This window comes from Micromonospora auratinigra (assembly GCF_900089595.1).
GTDB lineage: Bacteria > Actinomycetota > Actinomycetes > Mycobacteriales > Micromonosporaceae > Micromonospora > Micromonospora auratinigra.
This window is the reverse complement of the sequence record NZ_LT594323.1, coordinates 652,268-671,117: the sequence shown is the minus strand read 5'-3', so window position 1 is coordinate 671,117 and position 18,850 is coordinate 652,268. Positions and strand designations below refer to the sequence as shown.

Below are 18,850 nucleotides of genomic sequence, written 5' to 3'. Positions count from 1 at the left end.
ACTTCATAGAAGAAAATCAAAGCCCTGACCAGCATTCTCGCTGGTCAGGGCTTTTTTCTTTGTCGGGACGGCCGGATTCGAACCGACGACCCCTTGACCCCCAGTCAAGTGCGCTACCAAGCTGCGCCACGTCCCGATGCCCCCGCGCGATGTTCCCCGCGGCAGCCGGTACAGCTTAGCGCAGGATCTTCGCCCCCCGCGCACAGGCCCCTCCCGTACCGTGTCGGAAAACGCGCCCGGGCGGCACCGTCGGAGGACGGCGCCGCCCGGGGCGGTGGGAACGACAGGGTCAGCCGTGGGCCTTGCCCCGACCACCCGGGCCGAGCTTCTTGCGGGCGCGTACCGAGATGTCGATCGGGGTGCCCTCGAAGCCGAACTCCTCGCGCAGCTTGCGCTCGACGAAGCGCTGGTAGCCGGCGTCCAGCGGGCCGGTGGTGAAGAGCACGAAGCGCGGCGGGGCCACCCCGGCCTGGGTGGCGAACAGGATGCGCGGCGCGCGGCCACCGCGGACCGGGTGCGGGGTCGCCTGGACCAGGGCGGTCAGCCACTGGTTGAGCTGCGCGGTGGGGATACGGGCCTCCCAGCTCGCCAGGGCCTTGCGCAGCGCCGGGGCGAGCTTGTCGACGGCCCGGCCGGTCATCGCGGACAGGTTCAGCCGGATCGCCCAGGGGATGCGGCGCAGCTCCCGGTCGATCTCCTTGTCCAGGTAGTAGCGGCGGTCGGCGTCGACGAGGTCCCACTTGTTGAAGGCGATGACCAGGGCCCGGCCGGCCTCCACCACCATGGTGAGGATCCGCTGGTCCTGCTCGCTGATGACCTCGCTGGAGTCGAGCAGCACCACGGCGACCTCGGCCGCCTCGATCGCCGAGGCGGTGCGCAGGCTGGCGTAGTACTCGGTGCCGCTGGCCTTGCCGACCCGCTTGCGCAGCCCGGCGGTGTCCACCAGCTGCCAGGTCTCCCCGCCGATCTCGACCAGGCTGTCGACCGGGTCGACGGTGGTGCCGGCGACCGAGTCGACGACCGCCCGGTCCTCGCCGGAGAAGCGGTTGAGCAGGCTGGACTTGCCGACGTTGGGGCGGCCGACCAGGGCCACCCGGCGCGGTCCGCGCGGCCGGTTCTCGACGATCTTCGGGGCCTCGGGCAGCGCGGCCAGGATCGCGTCGAGCAGGTCGCCGGAGCCGCGGCCGTGCAGCGCCGAGATCGGGAACGGCTCACCGAGACCGAGCGACCAGAGCGCGGTCGCCTCCATCTCGATCGAGGTGTTGTCGGCCTTGTTCGCGACCAGGATCACCGGCTTGTTGCTGCGGCGCAGCATCTTCACCGCGGCCTCGTCCACATCGGTCGAGCCGACCATCGCGTCGACCACGAAGATGACCACGTCGGCGGTGGCGACGGCGATCTCGGCCTGCGCGGCGATCGCCGCGGCGCGGTCCTTCGCGTCGGGCTCCCAGCCGCCGGTGTCCACCACGGTGAACTCGCGGCCGTTCCACTGCGCGTCGTACGGGACCCGGTCGCGGGTCACGCCGGGGATGTCCTCGACGACCGCCTGCCGGCGGCCGATGATCCGGTTGACCAGCGTCGACTTGCCGACGTTGGGGCGGCCGACCACGGCCACCACCGGGCGCGGGCCGGTCGGCTCCGCGGTCTCGGGCTCCGGGTCACGCAACTCGACCCACCCGCCGAAGTCCTCGCTCACGCCCCCGCCTCGCTTCGCTCGGCGGTGGCGCGAGGCGCCCCGCTACTGAGCCTGATGGTTCGCTCGCTCCGCTCGCTCACGCCACGCCCCGCTCGGTGAGCAGCTCACGCAGCCGGGCGACGACCTCGTCGATGCCCAGGTCGGTGGTGTCCAGCTCGACCGCGTCCGCGGCCTGCCGCAGCGGGTTGACCGTGCGGGTCGAGTCGATCTTGTCCCGGCGGGCCAGGTCGGCGGCGGTCGCGGCCACGTCGGCCGCGTCCTCGGCGCTGCGCCGGCGGGCCCGGGCCGCCTCGGAGGCGGTCAGGTAGACCTTCAGGTCGGCGTCGGGGGCCACCACCGAGGCGATGTCACGGCCCTCGACCACGATCCGTCCGGCGTGGGCGATCAGCTGCCGCTGCCGGGCCACCAGCAGCTCACGGACGGCGGGAACGGCGGCCACCGCGGAGACCGCGCCGGTCACCTCGGCCCCGCGGATCTCCTTCTCCACGTGCACGCCGTCGGCGGTCACCGCGTACCCCTGGGGGTCGGTGCCGATGCGCAGGTCGACCTCGCCGGCGACCTTGGCCACCGACTGGGTGTCGCCCAGGTCGACGCCGGAGCGCAGCACCGCCCAGGTCAGCGCCCGGTACATCGCGCCGGTGTCCAGGTAGTGCGCGCCGAGGCTGACCGCCAGCCGCCGCGAGACGGTGGACTTACCCGAACCGGACGGCCCGTCCACAGCGACCACGCAGCGCCCGGCCGGTACGTTTTCCTCCACCGTTGTCCTCCTCAGCCCGTACCTCGCAGGTCGCCGGTTTCTCCGGCGCCGTTGAGCGGTTTCCATCGTCGTCAATCATGCCCGCACCGCGCGGGTCGGCCACACGCGCCGCCGCCGGGGGCGACCCGCGCCACCACCCGTCGGCCCGCGGGCCGCGTCGAAGCCTACCGGGAGCCGTACCCCGGACGACTCCGGTCAGTCACCCACCGTCTTGAACAGGGCGGCGACCTCCGCGTTGGTCAGCCGGCGCAGCCGCCCGGTGCGCAGGTCGCCCAGCTTGATCGGCCCGATCGAGGTACGCACCAGCCGCGACACCGGGTGTCCCATCTCGGCCATCAGGCGCCGGACGATGTGCTTGCGCCCTTCGTGCAGGCTCAGCTCCACCTGGGCGGTCTTGCCCAGGGTGCCGACCAGCTTGAAGGAGTCGACCTTGACCGGCCCGTCCTCCAGCTCGACGCCGGTCGTCAGGCGCTTGGCCAGGTTGCGCGGGATCGGCCCGGCCACCTCGGCGAGGTAGGTCTTGAGCACCTCGTACGACGGGTGCATCAGCTTGTGGGCCAGCGTGCCGTCGTTGGTCAGCAGCAGCAGGCCCTCGCTGTCGGCGTCGAGCCGCCCGACGTGGTAGACCCGCTGCTCCAGCCGGGCGCCGATGAAGTCGGCGAGCTCGGTGCGGCCCTTCTCGTCGGCCATCGTGGTGACCACCCCGCGCGGCTTGTTCATCGCCACGTAGACCAGCCGCACGTCGGCCTGCAGCCGCTCGCCGTCGACGTAGATCACGTCCCGGGTCGGGTCGGCCCGGTCGCCGAGCTGCGCGACCCGCCCGTTGACGGTGACCCGGCGCCGGAAGATCAGGTCCTCGCAGGCGCGCCGCGAACCCACCCCCGCGGCGGCGAGCACCTTCTGCAGGCGCTCGGCGCCCTCGTACACGGGGGCGTCGGGCTTCGGGGCACGGTTATCGCGTCGCATCGGCAAGCTCTTCTACGTCGTCGGGCAGGAAGGGGGCCAGGGGCGGCAGGTCGTCCACGGAGTTCAGCCCGAGCTTCTCCAGGAACATCGTGGTGGTCCGGTACAGGAACGCCCCGCTGTCCGTCTCGGTGCCGGCCTCCTCGATCAGGCCGCGAGTGACCAGGGTACGGATCACCCCGTCGCAGTTGACACCCCGGATGGCGGAGATCCGTGACCGGGTCACCGGCTGCCGGTAGGCGATCACCGCGAGAGTCTCCAGCGCGGCCTGGGTCAGGCGTACCGTCTGGCCCTCCAACACGAACCGCTCGACGTAGGTCGCGTATTCCGGGCGGGTGTAGAGACGCCAGCCACCCGCGGCCCGGCGCAGCTCGAAGCCGTGCCCGGCAGCGGTGTACCCGGCGGCGATGTCGTCGAGCATCGGGCCGATCCGCTCCGGGGCCTGGTCGAGGACCTGGGCCAGGGTCAGTTCGCTGACCGGCTGGTCCACCACCAGCAGGATCGCCTCCAGCGCGCCGCGCAGCTCGGCGTCGTCCAGCTCCGGCGCGGGCTCCGGTACGGGCGCCGCCCTCCGCCTCCCCCGCCGGGCCGGTACGCCGCCCACTACCCCGCTGTCCCCCGCCACCGTGTCGGGGCCGACACCGTGACCGGACTCACCGACCCCGCCGGTGGCGGCGGACGTCGCCGAGTCGGCGGCATCGGCCGGGACGGGGACAGAATCCGGCTCGTCCACGGCCCGATTCCCGCCAGGACCGGCGACGGCTCCCGGTTCGGGGGCGGTTGCCGGGTCAGGGTCGGTCGCCGGATTCGGGGAACTGTCGCCGTTCGGGATCACGGGCGCCGACGGCCCGGCCTCGTCGGCCGGGGGCGCGGGCTTCGGCGGGGTGGGGCGCTCCCACGGGGGGATCCAGGCGGCGGCCTGGTCGGCCAGCGAGTCGCGGCGCTCCTCGTCGCTCATCAGGTCACTCCTGCGTCGGTGCGGGCTCGCCCGCCGCGTCGGCGGGCAGGGCGTCAACGGGCGCGGCGGCGGGGGCGGGCACGGCGGCACCCGGCGCACTGTCGGCGGGGGCGTCGTCCGGGGTGCCGGCGTACTCGTCGATGCTCAGTTCGGTCTCACCGTCGGCCGGGCCGGTCCAGCGGACCGTCAGCTCTTCGAGGGCCTGTTCCTGCACGAACGCGACCAGGCCCTGCCGGTAGAGCTCCAGCAGCGCGAGGAAGCGGGCCACCACCTCCAGGGTGATCTCGCAGTCGGCGCAGAGCAGGGAGAAGGTGGCGGTGCCGGCGCGGCGCAGCCGGGCGGTGATGATCTCGGCGTGCTCGCGGACGCTGACCCGGACCATGTGCACGTGGGCGATGGACACCTCGGGCACCGGCTTCGGGGTCATCGCCCGCAGCGCCAGTTTCAGCAGCCGCTGCGGGCCGATGCCGAGCACCAGGTCGGGCAGCGCCTCGGCGTAGCGGGGTTCCAGGCTGACCGCGCGCGGGTAGCGGCGGCCACCGACCGACTCCAGTTCGGCGATGTGCGCCGCCGCCTCCTTGTACGCCTTGTACTGCAGCAGCCGGGCGAAGAGCAGGTCCCGGGCCTCCAGCAGGGCCAGGTCCTCCTCGTCCTCCACCTCGGCGGCGGGCAGCAGCCGGGCCGCCTTGAGGTCGAGCAGGGTGGCGGCGATGAGCAGGAACTCGCTGGTCTCGTCGAGGTCCCACTGGTCGCCCATGGCCCGGATGTAGGCGATGAACTCGTCGGTGACCTTGTGCAGGGCCACCTCGGTCACGTCCAGCTTGTGCTTGCTGATCAGTTGCAGCAGCAGGTCGAACGGGCCGGTGAAGTTGGCCAGCCGGACGGTGAAGCCGCTGGCCTCCTCGACGGTGGCCGGGTCGGCGGGGACCACGCCGTCGACCTCGGCGGCCAGCCCGGCGGCGGTGGCCGGGTCGGCGGTCGGGTCCAGCGGCGGTGCGGTCACCGGCAAACCGTAGTCCACGCTGCGCGCACCGGACGGGCGACCTACCGGTCGGTCTCGGCGGCGATCACCTCGCGGGCCAGCTGCCGGTAGTTGCGGGCGCCGGAGGACGCCGGGTCGAGGGTGGTGATCGGGGCGCCGGCCACGGTCGACTCGGGGAACTTGACCGTCTTGGTGATCACGGTCTGGTAGACCTTGTCGCCGAACGCCTCCACGACCCGTTGCAGCACCTGGCGGCAGTGGGTGGTGCGGCTGTCGTACATGGTGGCGAGGATGCCTTCGAGTTCCAGGTCGAAGTTGAGCCGCTCGCGGACCTTGTCGATGGTGTCCAGCAGCAGCGCGACGCCGCGCAGGCTGAAGAACTCGCACTCCAGCGGAATGAGCACGCCGTGCGCGACGGTCAGCGCGTTGATCGCCAGCAGGCCCAGCGAGGGCTGGCAGTCGATCAGGATGAAGTCGTACTCCTTGCGGATGGTGCGCAGCACCCGGGCCAGCGCCATCTCGCGGGCGACCTCGTTGACCAGCTGGATCTCGGCGGCGGAGAGGTCGATGTTGGCCGGCAGCAGGTGCAGCCCCGCCACGTCGGTCTTGATGAGCACGTCCTCGGCGGTGACATCGTCCTGCATCAGCAGGTTGTAGACCGACAGGTCGAGGTTGTGCGGGTTGACGCCCAGGCCGACCGACAGCGCGCCCTGCGGGTCGAAGTCGACCAGCAGCACCTTGCGGCCGTACTCGGCGAGAGCCGCGCCCAGGTTGATGGTGGTCGTGGTCTTGCCGACGCCACCCTTCTGGTTGGCCATCGCGATGATCCGCGCCGGGCCGTGCCGATCGGTCGGCATCGGCTCGGGGATCGGCTTGCGCATGGTGTAGGCGGCGGGATCCGCCGGCCCGAGGTCGGCGCCGAGCGTCGCCTGCTGCTCGCGGAGCTCCGACGTCCACGTCTCGGCACGGTCACCGTTGCCAGCCATGTCCTCGTTGCCCCCTCCCGACGACCACCCGGCGTCGGAGCCGTCCGACGTCCCTCGCGGCGCCGCCCGCGCACTCCCGGTCCGTCGCCCCTGGAGGTCCGCGCCGATGCCGACTGTACGCCACGCGCCAGCAGCGCGTTCGGTACCGGGTCGGCGTGTCGGGGCGCCCGCGCGGGCGCCCCGCGGTGCGCCGGTCAGCCGAGGGCCCGGGGATGGGCGGTCGCGTAGACCTCACGCAGCCGTTCCACGGTGACCAACGTGTACACCTGGGTGGTGGTGACCGAGGCGTGGCCGAGCAGTTCCTGCACCACCCGCACGTCGGCGCCGCCGTCGAGCAGGTGGGTGGCGTACGAGTGGCGCAGGGTGTGCGGGGAGACCGCCTCGGCGCCGGTCACCGGCAGGCCGGCCCGCTCGGCGGCGGCGCGCAGCACCGCCCACGCGCCCTGGCGGGTCAGTGGGCCGCCGCGGGCGTTGACGAAGACCGCCGGGGTGCCCCGGCCGGCGGCGAGCAGCGCCGGGCGGCCCCGCACCAGCCAGGCGCGCACGGCGGCCACGGCGTGCCCGCCGATCGGCACCAGTCGGCTCCTGCCGCCCTTGCCGCGCAGCAGCACGGTGCCCTCGTCGAGGTCCAGGTCGTCGACGGCGGCGCCGAGAGTCTCGGAGATGCGTGCGCCGGTGCCGTACAGGAATTCCAGCAGCGCCCGGTCACGCAGCGCGCGGGGGGCGGTGTCGCCGGTGGCGGTGACCGGCCCGGCGGTCTCCAGCAGCCGCAGCACGTCCTCGACGGGCAGCGCCCGGGGCAGCCGGCGCGCGGGCGTGGGTGGACGCACGTCGCGGGCCGGGTCGGCGCCGGTCAGTCCCTCGCGCAGCGCGAAGCGGTGCAGGCCGCGTACCGCGCTGGCGGCCCGGGCCGTCGACGAGACGGCCAACGGCGGGTGGTCGGCGTCGCCGGCGCGCAGCCGCGCCAGGTGCGCCTCGACGACGCCGGCGCCGGCGGCCGCCAGGTCGTGCACCCCCACCTCGGCCAGGGTGGACAGGTAGCGCTCCAGGTCCCGGCGGTACGAGGCGAGGGTGTTGGCGGCCAGTCCACGTTCGACGGTGAGATGGTCGAGGTAGCCGCGCACGGCGCGGCGCAGGGCCGGCGCGGGTTCCGCGCCGGCCGGCTGCGCAGGCGTGTCGGTCAGGCCAGCACCTCGGCCAGCGGCAGCACGTCCATGCCGTGCGCCTCGGCGACCGGGCCGTAGACGACCCGACCGTCGTGGGTGTTCAGGCCCAGCGCCAGCGCCGCGTCGTTGCGCAGCGCCTGCCGCCAGCCCTGGTTGGCCAGCTCCAGGGCGTACGGCAGGGTGACGTTGGTCAGCGCGTAGGTGCTGGTGTTCGGCACCGCGCCGGGCATGTTCGCCACGCAGTAGAAGATCGAGTCGTGCACCTTGTAGACCGGGTCGGCGTGCGTGGTGGGACGCGAGTCCTCGAAGCAGCCGCCCTGGTCGATGGCGATGTCGACGAGCACGCTGCCCGGCTTCATCCGGGACACCAGCTCGTTGGAGATGAGCTTCGGGGCCTTCGCGCCGGGCACCAGCACCGCGCCGATGACCAGGTCCGCGTCGAGCACGGCCCGCTCGATCTCGTACGCGTTGGAGGCCACGGTCTGCAGGTGGCCCCGGTAGATGGCGTCGGCGGACCGCAGCCGCGCGACGTTCTTGTCCAGCAGCAGCACCTCCGACTGCAGGCCCAGCGCGATCGCGGCGGCGTTCAGCCCGGACACGCCGGCGCCGATGACCACGGTCTTGGCCGCGTACACGCCGGAGACGCCGCCGGGCAGCACACCCCGGCCACCGCCGGTGCGCATCATGTAGAAGGCGCCCACCTGCGGGGCGAGCCGGCCGGCCACCTCGGACATCGGGGCGAGCAGCGGCAGCGACCGGTCGGGCAGCTCGACGGTCTCGTACGCGATGCCGGTGACCTTGCGCTCGACCAGCGCGTCGGTGCAGTCCTTGGAGGCGGCCAGGTGCAGGTAGGTGAAGAGCACCTGCCCCTCGCGCATCCGGTGGTACTCCTCGGCGATCGGCTCCTTGACCTTGAGCACCAGCTCGGCGGCGTCCCAGACCTCGTCGGCGGTGCCGAGGATCTTCGCGCCGGCGGCGGCGAACTCGTCGTCGGTGATGCTGGAACCGACGCCGGCACCGGCCTCGACGAAGACCTCGTGGCCGTGGCGGGTGAACTCGTTGACGCCCGCGGGCGTGATCGCCACGCGGTACTCGTGGTTCTTGACCTCGCGTGGGATTCCGACCTTCACGATGCAGACACCTTCCTCCGGGGCTGCTCATCCCCGACTGCACGGCGCCGTGCCGGCCCCATTGCCGACCCGGTCCACCGGTCCCGCCGGCGGCAGTCTAGGCGCGTGTGGAGTACCCGGAAGCCAGCACAGTGACACCCGGTGCCCGGTCGTCCTGACGATGTGTCAGGCGTGGACCGGGCTGGGCGGTGGAGACCACCTCAGCCGTCAGGACAAAGTTCAGCAACATCGTCCCACCGCGGGGACGGCGATGCGGACAGGACGGCAGTGGATCACTAAGGTGTCCGCTCATGACCACTCCTCCTTACCAGCAGTACCCGCAGGGCGTGTCCGACAAGAGCAAGGTCGTCGCGGGCATCCTGCAGATCCTCCTCGGCGGCTTCGGCGTCGGCCGGTTCTACATCGGCGACACCAAGACCGGTGTGATCCAGCTCGTCGTGACGCTCGTGACCTGCGGTCTCGGCAGCATCTGGGGCCTCATCGACGGCATCCTGATCCTCGTCAACGGTGGCGTCGACGCCCAGGGCCGGCCGCTGCGCGACTGAGCGCCGACACACGAAGGGGCCGCGCGGTGCGATGCACCGCGCGGCCCCTTCGTCGTCGGAGTCCCGCTCAGCGGGGCAGCGGCGCCTGCGGTCGGCGCAGCTCGGCGAAGCCGGTGTCACGGGCCCGGGCGGCGGCGAGCAGCCCGGCCACGCAGGACGCGTTGGTGATCTCCCCGGCCAGCACCATCCGCACCGCCTCGTCCAGGTCGACCCGCACGACCTGCAGGTCCGCCTCCTCCTCGCGGCGCTCGTGGCGCTGCGCGGCGGGCACGTCGGCGAGGTCACGGGCCAGGAAGACCCGGACCACCTCGTTGGTGAACCCCGGCGAGGAGTGCAGGTCCACCAGCACGTCGACGGTGCCGGCGGTCAGGTCGGCCTCCTCGGCCAGCTCCCGCAGCGCGGCCGCGTCGAGGTCCTCGCCGCCGACGTCCATCAGCCCGGCGGGCAGCTCCCACAGGTGCCGGCCGACCGGGTGCCGGTACTGGCGGATCAGCACCACCTGACCCGCCTCGTCCAGCGCCACCACGGCCACCGCGCCGACGTGCGTGACGTAGTCGCGGGAGGCGGTGCCGCCACCGGGCATGGTCACGTCGTCGCTGACCACCGAGAAGATCCGGCCGGAGAAGATCTCGCGATGCGCGGTCACCTCGTACCGGTGCTCGACGGCGCTCACGCCGCCACCTCGCTGCGCCCGGCGGCGGCGCGAGGCGCCCCGCTGCTGAGCCGGACGGCTCGCTCGCGCCCGCTCACGAGGCGGACGCCGCCTTCGCGGCGGCGGCCGTGCCGTTGCGGCCCGCCTTCTTCTCCGCCGGGGCCTGCGCCGCCGCGGCGTCCAGGTCCACCGGGAGCTGGTCGGCCTCGGAGTAGGCGATCGCCGCCTTCACGAACGAGGAGAAGAGCGGGTGCGGCCGGGTCGGCCGGCTCTTCAGCTCCGGGTGCGCCTGGGTGGCCACGAAGAACGGGTGCAGCGTGCGGTCCAGCTCGACGAACTCGACCAGCCGCCCGTCCGGCGAGGTGCCGGAGATCTGCAGGCCGGCCTTGGTGAGCTGGTCGCGGTAGGCGTTGTTCACCTCGTAGCGGTGCCGGTGGCGCTCGCTGACCTCGGTGCTGCCGTACGCCTCGGCGACCAGCGACCCCTCGGCCAGCTTCGCCGGGTACGCCCCGAGCCGCATGGTGCCGCCCAGGTCGCCCTTGCCGGCGACGATGTCCTCCTGGTCGGCCATGGTGGCGATGACCGGGTGCACGGCCTCCTCGTCGAACTCCAGCGAGTTCGCGCCGTCCAGGCCGGCCAGGTGCCGGGCCACCTCGATGGTCATGCACTGCAGGCCCAGGCAGAGCCCGAGCAGCGGGACGCCGTTCTCCCGCGCGTACCGGGTGGTGCCGATCTTGCCCTCGATGCCGCGTACCCCGAACCCGCCGGGGATGACGATGCCGTCCACGCCGGCCAGGGCGGCGGCCGCGCCGGCCGGGGTGACGCAGTCGTCGCTGGGCACCCACTTGAGCTGCACCCGGGCCCGGTGACCGAACCCGGCGGCCCGGATCGCCTCGCTCACCGACAGGTACGCGTCCGGCAGGTCGACGTACTTGCCGACCAGCGCCACGGTGACCGTGTGCCGGGGCTGGTGCACCCGCTCCAGCAGGTCGTCCCAGCTGCTCCAGTCCACGTCCCGGAACGACACGCCGAGCCGGCGCACCACGTACGCGTCGAGGCCCTCGCGGTGCAGCACCTTCGGGATGTCGTAGATGCTCGGCGCGTCCGGGGCGGCGGTGACCGCCTCCCGGTCCACGTCGCAGTAGAGGGAGAGCTTCTCCTTCACCTTGTCCGGGATCTCCCGGTCGCAGCGCAGCACCAGCGCGTCGGGCTGGATACCGATGCTGCGCAGCTGCGCCACCGAGTGCTGGGTCGGCTTGGTCTTCAGCTCACCCGACGGGGCCAGGTACGGCACCAGCGACACGTGCAGGTAGAAGCAGTTGTCCCGGCCCAGGTCGTGGCGGACCTGCCGGATCGCCTCCAGGAAGGGCAGCGACTCGATGTCGCCGACGGTGCCGCCGACCTCGGTGATCACGATGTCGGGCACCTGGCCCTCGGCGTCCGGCTCCCCCATGCCCAGGATCCGCGCCTTGATCTCGTTGGTGATGTGCGGGATGACCTGGACGGTGTCGCCCAGGTACTCGCCGCGCCGCTCCTTGGCGATCACCGCCGAGTAGATCTGGCCGGTGGTGACGTTCGCCTTGCCGGACAGGTCCCGGTCGAGGAACCGCTCGTAGTGCCCGACGTCCAGGTCGGTCTCCGCGCCGTCCTCGGTGACGAACACCTCGCCGTGCTGGAACGGGTTCATCGTCCCCGGGTCCACGTTGAGGTACGGGTCGAGCTTCTGCATGACCACGCGTAGCCCACGCGCGGTCAGCAGGGTGCCGAGGCTGGAGGCGGTGAGGCCCTTACCCAGCGAGGAGGCGACGCCCCCGGTGACGAAAATGTGCCTGGTCGTCCGTGCTGAAGGGGCCAACGCCTGCTCCCGTGTCGTCCGTAGCGGTCGTGCGAACCGCCGTGCCGATCAGCCAAGTGATCACGCGATCCACGGGATTCCACGGTAACACCTCCGTCGGCCCGTACCGCCCCCGCACCCGCGGTCCGGGCACGTGAATCCGGCTCCGGCTCAACCGGCGGGCACCCCGGTCGATGCCGCGCGGCCCTGGGCGGGGACCCGGACGCCGGCCACCGGCCCGTTCCGCGGCGGCTCGTCCCCGGTGGGCGGTTCCGCCGGCGTGTCGGAGGTCTCCTCCGGGTCGCCCGGGCCGGGCGTACGACCACTGTCCGGGCGGTCCCCGCCGTCCGCCGGACCGCCGGTGGGCCCCTCCTGCCCCGGCCGCCCGCCGTCGGGGCGGGTGCGGTCGGTGGAGTGGTCCAGCACCCGCAGCGCCGCCAGGGCCGCCATCGGCACCACCAGGGCACCCGCCGCCCCGACCACGTCCAGCCCCGCGCCGCTGAGCAGCCCACCGAGGCCGGCCGCCACGGCGGTGCCCGCCATCGCGGCCCGGATCGCCGGATAGATGCCGAACAGCCGCATCAGACCGCCCCACGGCTGGTAGAGGGCGAGCCAGACCAACGCCGCGCCGGCCAGCGCCAGCACGGTGAGCGGGCTGTTGACCAGCGTCTCGAAGTTGGCGCTGCTGGCCCGGTGCACGGTCAGCCCGCCGGTACCGTCGCCCAGGGCGGCCAGGAACCGACCGACGCTGCCCCGCTCCCCCGCCGGCCGGCGCAGGTCCACCAGCGCGAAACCGATGGTGACCGCGAGCCCCGCCATGGTGGCCCAGGCCAGCCGGCTGACCGTCAGCCAGCCACCGGAGCAGATCGCGGCCGCCACGCTCACCCCGGCGGTCAACGCGATCGCGCCGATCGAGTCCGCGCCCAGGTACGGACTGCCGACGATCACCACGGCGGTGCCACCGACGGCCACCATCATCATCGGCCGCCAGGGCCGGCGGACCCGCTGGGCGAGCCAGCCGCCGCAGAGCAGCGCCCCGGCGATGAAGACACCCAACCCCACGGTGCCCAGACCGGCGTACCGGCCGCCCTGCGAGGACGAGTAGCCGACCACCCCGTTGAGCTGCAGCCGCGAGCCGGTGAGCACGTCCACCCCGACCACCAGGGTGGCCAACCCGGCGACCGCGCCGAGCGGGCCGAGGGTGCTGCCGTGCCCGGGACTGAACCGGACGGCGGCCGTGCCGCCGACCACCAGCAGGGCGGTGACCACCCCGAACCACCAGCCGGCGTGCTCCCCCCGCCACCAGGGCGCCGCGTCGGCGAGCAACGCCGCCGGCACCGCCAGCGCGGCGGCGATCAGCAGCAGTTCCACCGCCGCCACCACCCGCGGCGACACCGGCTCCGGGCCGTGCGGGCCGGCGAGCCGACGCGCCCGGCGCAGCAGCGGCACCACGGCCAGGGCGAGCACCACCTGGGCGACGGCGAGCAGGGTGAAGAACATGCCCGCGACCCGGCCCTGGGCGCCGGCCTCCCGGTCGGCGTCCGCCGGCCGGTCGATCGCGGCCCGCAGGTCGGCCGGGCGGCCCTCGACGGGGACCGCGGCACGGCCCCGGAAGAGCCGATCGGGCATCGGCCGGCCCAGCGCTGCCAGGGCGGTCGGCGCCAGGTCCACCAGTTGCAGGTATCCGTCGCGACCGGTGCTCGGCGAGGTCAGCCAGCCCCGCTCCCAGCCGGGACCGTCGGCGACGGCCACGTGCAGCCGCGACGGCACGTCGGTGTCGGAGACCCCGGCGACCAGCACCAGCGACCGCGGTGGCCGGGCCGCCAGGATCCGGGCGAGCTGAGCGTCGGCCTGGCGGGCCTGCGCCGCGCGCACCGCCGGGCTCTCGCCGTCCACCGTGCCCAGGTCGACGATGCTGAGCACGCACGAGCCGAGCAGCTGGGCCGGGTCGGCGGGCAGCACCGGCGCGTACCGGTCGACCCGCCCGAACGGGCGGGCGGCGGCCACCGCCGCGCCCGGCCCGACCGCCACCGAGCAGCGCACCGACTCCGACAGCGCGCCCGGCGTCGCACCCCAGGAGAGCCGGTCCTGGTTGTACGCGACCACACCCGGCTGGTCGGGCAGGTTCGCGCCGATCCCGTCGGGCTGTTCCACGCTCACCCCGGTGGCCGGGCAGCCGCCCACCCGGGCGCCGCCGCGCCAGGCGGCGAAGTTGCCCGCGCCGAGGGTCAGCCACCCGTCCACCGGGCAGGTCGGCCGGTGCGCGGAGCGCACCGACAGGGACCCGATGGACCCCTGCTCGGCCATCCGCCACAGCGTGGGGGTGGTCTGCGGGTCCACGTCCTCCCAGCGCAGCCCGGCCACCCCGGCCAGCACCACGAAGTCGGCCCGCTGCCGCGGACCACCCTGCTCGGGCCGGGCCGCCAGCGCGGTGACGCCCAGCGCCACCACCAGCAGGGTCAGCAGAACCGGGGTGAGTCGACGCAGCATCACGGGGTCCTCGAGGCCGGCTGCGGCACCAGCTCGGCGTAGAGCGCGGCCAGGGTGTGCACGGTGTCGGCCTCGGTCGGCCAGGTCGCGGCGTGGGCCGCGCCCCGGCGGCCCAGCTCGGCCCGGCGGGTCTCGTCGTCCAGCAGCTCGCGCACGGCCGCGTCGACGGCGTCCACGTCGCCGGCCGGGACCAGCAGCGCGCCGTCACCGACCAGCTCCGGCAGGCCGCCCACGTCGGTGGCGACCAGCGGCACCCCGGCCCGCAGCGCCTCCTGGGCGAAGAGCTGGCGGGCCTCCCAGTCGCTGGTCACCACGGCCAGGTCCGCCCCGGCGAGCAGGTCGGCCACGTCGGTGCGGTGCCCGAGCAGCGTCACCGGGGCGCGGGCCGCCGAGATCCGCGCGGCCAGCTGCAGGTACGCGGGCCCGCTGCCGGCGATCACCACCACCGGCGCCGGGTTGCGGGTCCGCCACCGGGCGGCGGCGTCGACCAGGATGTCGTAGCGCTTCTGCGGGTGCAGCCGGCCCACCGACAGGATCAGCGGACGGTCGGGGCCGACGCCGAACTCCGCCCGTACGGCGGCCCGGCGGCGACGCGGCGCGGGCAGCGTCGGCGCGGCGACCGGGGCGAGGCGGGCGTCCGTGGCCCCGAGCGCGCTGGCCCGCGCCACCAGGTCGGCGGAGGCGCCCAGCGCGACGCGTACGTTTCGGGCCACGATCCGCTCGGCGAGCCGTGACAGCCCGCCGCGCAGGCCTCCGGCGAGCACGGCGTTGTGCCAGGTCACCACCAGCGGGGCAGCGGGTCGGGCGAGCACCGCGACGAGCCCGGCGCGCAGCCCGTGCGCGTGCACCACGTCGACCGGGGTGTCGGTGAGGGCCCGGCGCAGGGCGGTGACCGCCCGCGCGTCGGCCGGGGTGGGGCTGGCCGGGATCTCCACCGGCACGAACCGCGCGCCGGCGGCGGTGAAGTCGAACTGGTCCTGGGTGGCGGCGGGCCCGCAGACCAGCACGCCGGTGCCCTCGGCGGTCAGCCCCCGGGCCAGGGACCGCAGGTGCTGGCCGACCCCTCCGGTGCTGGAGGCCAGCACCAGGGCCACCGATCCGGGCCACTGCGCCGGCGACGAGGCGTCCGTCATGAGGACATGCTCTCCTTCCCGTCGCCCCGCGCCGAAGGGCCCTCCTCCTGCGGCGTGTCGCCGCCCCCGGGGCGGGTGCGCCGCACCCGGCGGGTCACGGCGGCCAGCAGCGGCCGCAGGTCCCGTGCGTCGGTCAGCCAGGCCACGGCGAGGAACAGTACGCCGACCACGACCCCGGACAGCATGCCCTGAACGAGGGCCTCCGATGTCGTCGGGGTCCCGTCGCCCAGCCCAGCGAGCCAGCGGGAGGTGCCCGCGCCGCCGAGCCCGGCGACGGTGGCGGCGAGCAGCCCGGCGACGCCGGCCCGGCCGACGCCGGCGAGCGCGGCACGCCCGGCGCAGCGCAGCACCGCGGCGACCAGCAGGGCGCCGAGCACCAGCATCCCGACCGACGTGGCCAGCGTCACCGCCAGCACCCGGTCGGCCAGCGGCAGGGCGTGCCCCAGCAGGACCGCCAGGGCCGGCACGGTCAACCAGCCGATCGCGGTGGCGACGGTCGCCGCCCGGGTCTCGCCCCGGGCGTAGAGGGCCCGGGTGAGCACCGCGAACAGGCCGTAGCCGAGCAGCCCGGGCGCGAACCCGGTGATCCCGGCCGCCGCCGTGCCGGCCGCCGCGCCGGCGAAGAAGAAGTGCCCGACCGGGATCGCCGTGCCGACCAGCGCGGCGGCGCCCAGCAGGCTGAACAGCACCACCCCGCGTACCGCCGGGGCGAGCGTCTCCCGGTAGGCGCGCTCGTCACCGGCGACCCGCGCCGCGGCCAGCGTCGGGTACGCGGCCACCGCCAGCGGCACGGCGAGCACCGCCCAGGGCAGGAAGTAGATCGTCTGGGCGAGGTTGTAGATGCCCACGTTGGCCCGGGAGCCGTAGGAGACCTGCTGCCACGTCACGATCAGCGCGACCTGCTGGGCCGCGACGGTCACCAGCCCGGCCACCGCCAGCGCGCCGACCCGGGCTCGCGCCTCGGCGGGGAACCGGAAGCCCGGTCGCAGCGGCACCCGCAGCCGGCGCAGCGGGATCAGCAGCGACAGCGAGAGCACCACCACCCCGAGGGTGGTGCCGCCGGCCAGCAGCAGCCGGCCCGCCGGGCTCACCCCGCCCACGGTGGCTCCGGTGCCCTCCAGCGCGGTGAAGCCGAGGTAGACGGCGATGACGGTGACGCTGGACAGCAGCGGGGCGATGACCGGCCAGGCGAAGCGGCGGTGCGCCTGGAGCACCCCGGTGAGCACGATCCCGACGCCGTAGAGCGGCAACTGGGGGGCGAACAGGCGCAGCATCTCGGCCCCGGTGCGCTGCTGCGCCTCGGTCAGGCCCGAGCCCTGCGCCGCCACCAGCGGCTCGGCGAAGAGCGCCACCAGCACCGCCAGCGGCACCAGCAGGGCCAGCACCCAGGTCAGCAGCGCCCCGGTGGTGGCGGCCACCGCCCGCCGGTCGCCCCGCTCGGCCGCCGCCGCGAGCAGCGGCACGACCAGGCTGGCCAGCGCGCCACCGGCGACGATCTCGAAGATGAAGTTCGGGACGTTGTTCGCGATCAGGTACGCCCCACCCAGGTCGGTGGAGGCCAGCGTCCAGGTGAACACGGCGGTACGGCCGAAACCGGCCAACCGGCTGACCACGGTGAGGACGGCGATGAGCGCGGCTGCTCCGGCCACCCGGCCGGCGCCGGCGAGGGGAGCCGGTGTCGTCACGTCAGTCGGCGAGCCGGCCCAGCGCGTCGAGTTCCCGCAGCACCGGCGTGCGCTGGATCACCTGCGTGAAGCTGACCTTCTCGCTGGCGGCGGTGAGCGCGGCGACCACGGCGAGGATGCCGGCGCGCCCCAGCGGCCCGGTCCGGGCGGCCAGGCTGACGCCCAGCAGCGCGCCGAGGGCGTTCGCGCCGCTGTCGCCGAGCATCACCCGCTCGTCGAGGTCCTCGCCGAGCAGCCCCGCGGCCGCCCCGACCGCGCCGGCCGCGATGCCGCCGTGCGGGCCGCGGGTCAGCGGGACGCCGAGCAGCAGGCCGGACTTCAACGCCCGGCCGGGGCGCAGGTCGAGCAGGTTGAGCAGGTTGGCGGTGCCGGCCACCACGCCGGCGCCGAGCAGCAGGTCCACACCCCGGCCGAAGGTGCCGGCGCGTTGCCGGCGGGGGTGCGCGGCGACCCGCGGGTCGGCGGCGAGCAGCGCCGCCGCGCCCAGACCGGCCGCGCCCACCCCGGCGACCTTCACCAGGCCGGCGGTGACCCGGCCCTCGCGCAGCGCGGCCAGGTGCCCGGCGAAGCCCTTGGCGGCCTTCTGCTCGGGGCGGGCGCCCACGATGTCGTCGTACAGCCCGACGCCGCCGGCCCCGACCCCGGCGAGCAGCGCGGCGGCCCCGGCGGGCGCGCTGCTCGCGCCGAGCGCACCGGCCGTGGCCGCGCCGACGGCCAGCGCCGGCCCACCGGCCAGGGTGACCGTGCGGCCCCGGAAGTTCGTCCGCTCCAGGGCGGGCGCGGCCGGCGAGCTGCGCACCTCCCGCAGCACGTAGCGGGCGGCGGCGACTCCCGCGCCGACGGCCAGCAGCCGACCCAGTCTCACGTGACCCTCCGATCCGGATTCCCGACGCGACCCGACCCGAACCGGACGCGCGCCGGAGTCACTGGGGCAGTTTAGGCAGCAGCCCGGCGGCGTTGTCACCGACGCCGTACTGGCCGGCCTTCTTCTCGGTCACCTGCTGCACCAGGGCCAGCGCGGTGACCAGTTGACCCTGGACACTGTTGGCGTTGTCGACCGTCGAGATGGTCTGCGTCAGCACCGGATCACCGCGGACCACGGCCACCACGTTGCCGCCCGCCGAGCCCATGCCGGCGACCACGATCGCCCCGGTCTTGTCGAACTGCTCGGCCATCTGCACCACCGCGTCGTCCTTGCGGCCCGCATCCTTGTCGATGTACGGCTGGCCGGTGACCAGCACGACCGACTCCGCGGGCCCGGAGATCTTGTCCTCGGGGGTGAGGTAGCCGGCCGTCGCGTACGACTGCAGCACGCTGCGACGCTCGGCCTCGGAGACCGCCGGGCTGCCCTGCGGCCGGTCCAGCAGGACGCTGGCCAGCAGCGCGCTGGACGTCTCGACGCCCTTGCCGTTGCCGGGCAGCCCGGCCACCGGCGAGGAGCTGGCCAGTTCCAGCAGGTTGTTGTTGCTGTCCGGGTTGATGAACTTGTCCTGCACGTCGACCCGGCCGGTGACGTTCGCCCCGGCCGTCTGGAGCATCTTCACCACACCCTCGGTGTGGTCGCGGCCACTGGGCAGGCTGAGCACCAGCACCCGCCGGCCGGTCAGCTTGCCCGGGAGGTAGACCTGCGCCATCTCGGCGGCGAAGTCCTCCTCCATGTCCAGTTCCTTCTGCATGCTGTTGACCGACTGGCGCATCTGCTGGTTGTCCTTGCTGAGCCCGTTGACCCGTTCCTTGAGCGAGTCGGCGACCGGGCCGTTCAGGGCGGCCGTACCGACCACCAGGCCGATCGCCAACGCCAGGAAGACCGCGGTGAGGGACACCACGTGGTAGCGAAAGTTGATCACGCTGACAGCCTCTTGATCGTCGGGGG

At 74.2% G+C, this 18,850-nt stretch carries 16 protein-coding genes and 1 tRNA gene; 1 reads left to right on the top strand and 16 read right to left on the bottom strand.

The genetic code is table 11. From position 1 onward, the window contains the following. Window positions 1–62: 62 nt before the first annotated feature. From GA0070611_RS03115 to ald, 9 genes are all read right to left on the bottom strand, one after another. Window positions 63–136: transfer RNA gene (locus GA0070611_RS03115), tRNA-Pro, on the bottom strand. Between the two features lie 153 nt (window positions 137–289). Beyond that, window positions 290–1,696, bottom strand: coding sequence for a ribosome biogenesis GTPase Der (gene der, locus GA0070611_RS03110; protein ID WP_091657013.1), 1,407 nt, complete (start codon window positions 1,694–1,696; stop codon window positions 290–292). A gap of 76 nt (window positions 1,697–1,772) precedes the next feature. Then, window positions 1,773–2,453, bottom strand: coding sequence for a (d)CMP kinase (gene cmk / locus GA0070611_RS03105; protein ID WP_091657009.1), 681 nt, complete (start codon window positions 2,451–2,453; stop codon window positions 1,773–1,775). Between the two features lie 195 nt (window positions 2,454–2,648). Beyond that, a complete protein-coding gene (locus GA0070611_RS03100) occupies window positions 2,649–3,419 on the bottom strand; it encodes a pseudouridine synthase (RefSeq protein WP_091657007.1) in 771 nt (256 codons plus the stop codon). After that, complete coding sequence (gene scpB, locus GA0070611_RS03095; RefSeq protein ID WP_091657005.1) at window positions 3,406–4,374, bottom strand: SMC-Scp complex subunit ScpB; 969 nt, start codon at window positions 4,372–4,374, stop codon at window positions 3,406–3,408. Before scpB ends, GA0070611_RS03100 begins: the two co-directional genes overlap by 14 nt. 4 nt (window positions 4,375–4,378) lie before the next feature. Further along, window positions 4,379–5,377, bottom strand: a complete 999-nt coding sequence (locus tag GA0070611_RS03090; RefSeq protein ID WP_091672377.1) for a segregation and condensation protein A — start codon at window positions 5,375–5,377, stop codon at window positions 4,379–4,381. 41 nt (window positions 5,378–5,418) lie between these two features. Next, window positions 5,419–6,342 carry a ParA family protein gene (locus tag GA0070611_RS03085; RefSeq protein ID WP_091657002.1) on the bottom strand — a complete coding sequence of 308 codons (924 nt, stop codon included), beginning with the start codon at window positions 6,340–6,342 and terminating at the stop codon, window positions 5,419–5,421. 194 nt (window positions 6,343–6,536) lie between these two features. Beyond that, window positions 6,537–7,526: a site-specific tyrosine recombinase XerD gene (locus tag GA0070611_RS03080; protein WP_091672375.1), complete on the bottom strand. Its 990-nt coding sequence runs from the start codon at window positions 7,524–7,526 to the stop codon at window positions 6,537–6,539. Then, window positions 7,523–8,638 carry an alanine dehydrogenase gene (gene ald, locus GA0070611_RS03075; protein WP_091656997.1) on the bottom strand — a complete coding sequence of 372 codons (1,116 nt, stop codon included), beginning with the start codon at window positions 8,636–8,638 and terminating at the stop codon, window positions 7,523–7,525. Before ald ends, GA0070611_RS03080 begins: the two co-directional genes overlap by 4 nt. 227 nt (window positions 8,639–8,865) lie before the next feature. Here ald and GA0070611_RS03070 point away from each other — a divergent pair, with 227 nt between their 5' ends. Continuing rightward, a complete protein-coding gene (locus GA0070611_RS03070) occupies window positions 8,866–9,183 on the top strand; it encodes a TM2 domain-containing protein (RefSeq protein WP_231921460.1) in 318 nt (105 codons plus the stop codon). 67 nt (window positions 9,184–9,250) lie between these two features. Here the strand turns inward: GA0070611_RS03070 and GA0070611_RS03065 are convergent, their stop codons facing one another. From GA0070611_RS03065 to GA0070611_RS03035, 7 genes are all read right to left on the bottom strand, one after another. Next, entirely contained in the window at window positions 9,251–9,856 is a 606-nt protein-coding gene (locus tag GA0070611_RS03065; RefSeq protein ID WP_091656989.1) for an NUDIX domain-containing protein, read from the bottom strand. Window positions 9,857–9,929: 73 nt separating this feature from the next. Next, window positions 9,930–11,690 (bottom strand): CTP synthase, encoded by a 1,761-nt coding sequence (locus GA0070611_RS03060; RefSeq protein ID WP_091656986.1) that lies wholly within the window; start codon window positions 11,688–11,690, stop codon window positions 9,930–9,932. Window positions 11,691–11,840: 150 nt separating this feature from the next. Continuing rightward, entirely contained in the window at window positions 11,841–14,159 is a 2,319-nt protein-coding gene (locus GA0070611_RS03055; RefSeq protein WP_091656981.1) for a hypothetical protein, read from the bottom strand. Further along, window positions 14,159–15,292: a glycosyltransferase family 4 protein gene (locus GA0070611_RS03050; protein ID WP_091656978.1), complete on the bottom strand. Its 1,134-nt coding sequence runs from the start codon at window positions 15,290–15,292 to the stop codon at window positions 14,159–14,161. Before GA0070611_RS03050 ends, GA0070611_RS03055 begins: the two co-directional genes overlap by 1 nt. Next, window positions 15,289–16,977: a murein biosynthesis integral membrane protein MurJ gene (gene murJ / locus GA0070611_RS03045; RefSeq protein ID WP_091656974.1), complete on the bottom strand. Its 1,689-nt coding sequence runs from the start codon at window positions 16,975–16,977 to the stop codon at window positions 15,289–15,291. Before murJ ends, GA0070611_RS03050 begins: the two co-directional genes overlap by 4 nt. Before the next feature lies 1 nt (window position 16,978). Continuing rightward, window positions 16,979–17,842: a hypothetical protein gene (locus GA0070611_RS03040; RefSeq protein ID WP_091656970.1), complete on the bottom strand. Its 864-nt coding sequence runs from the start codon at window positions 17,840–17,842 to the stop codon at window positions 16,979–16,981. 58 nt (window positions 17,843–17,900) lie between these two features. Further along, window positions 17,901–18,824: a copper transporter gene (locus tag GA0070611_RS03035; protein WP_091656967.1), complete on the bottom strand. Its 924-nt coding sequence runs from the start codon at window positions 18,822–18,824 to the stop codon at window positions 17,901–17,903. Window positions 18,825–18,850 lie beyond the last annotated feature (26 nt).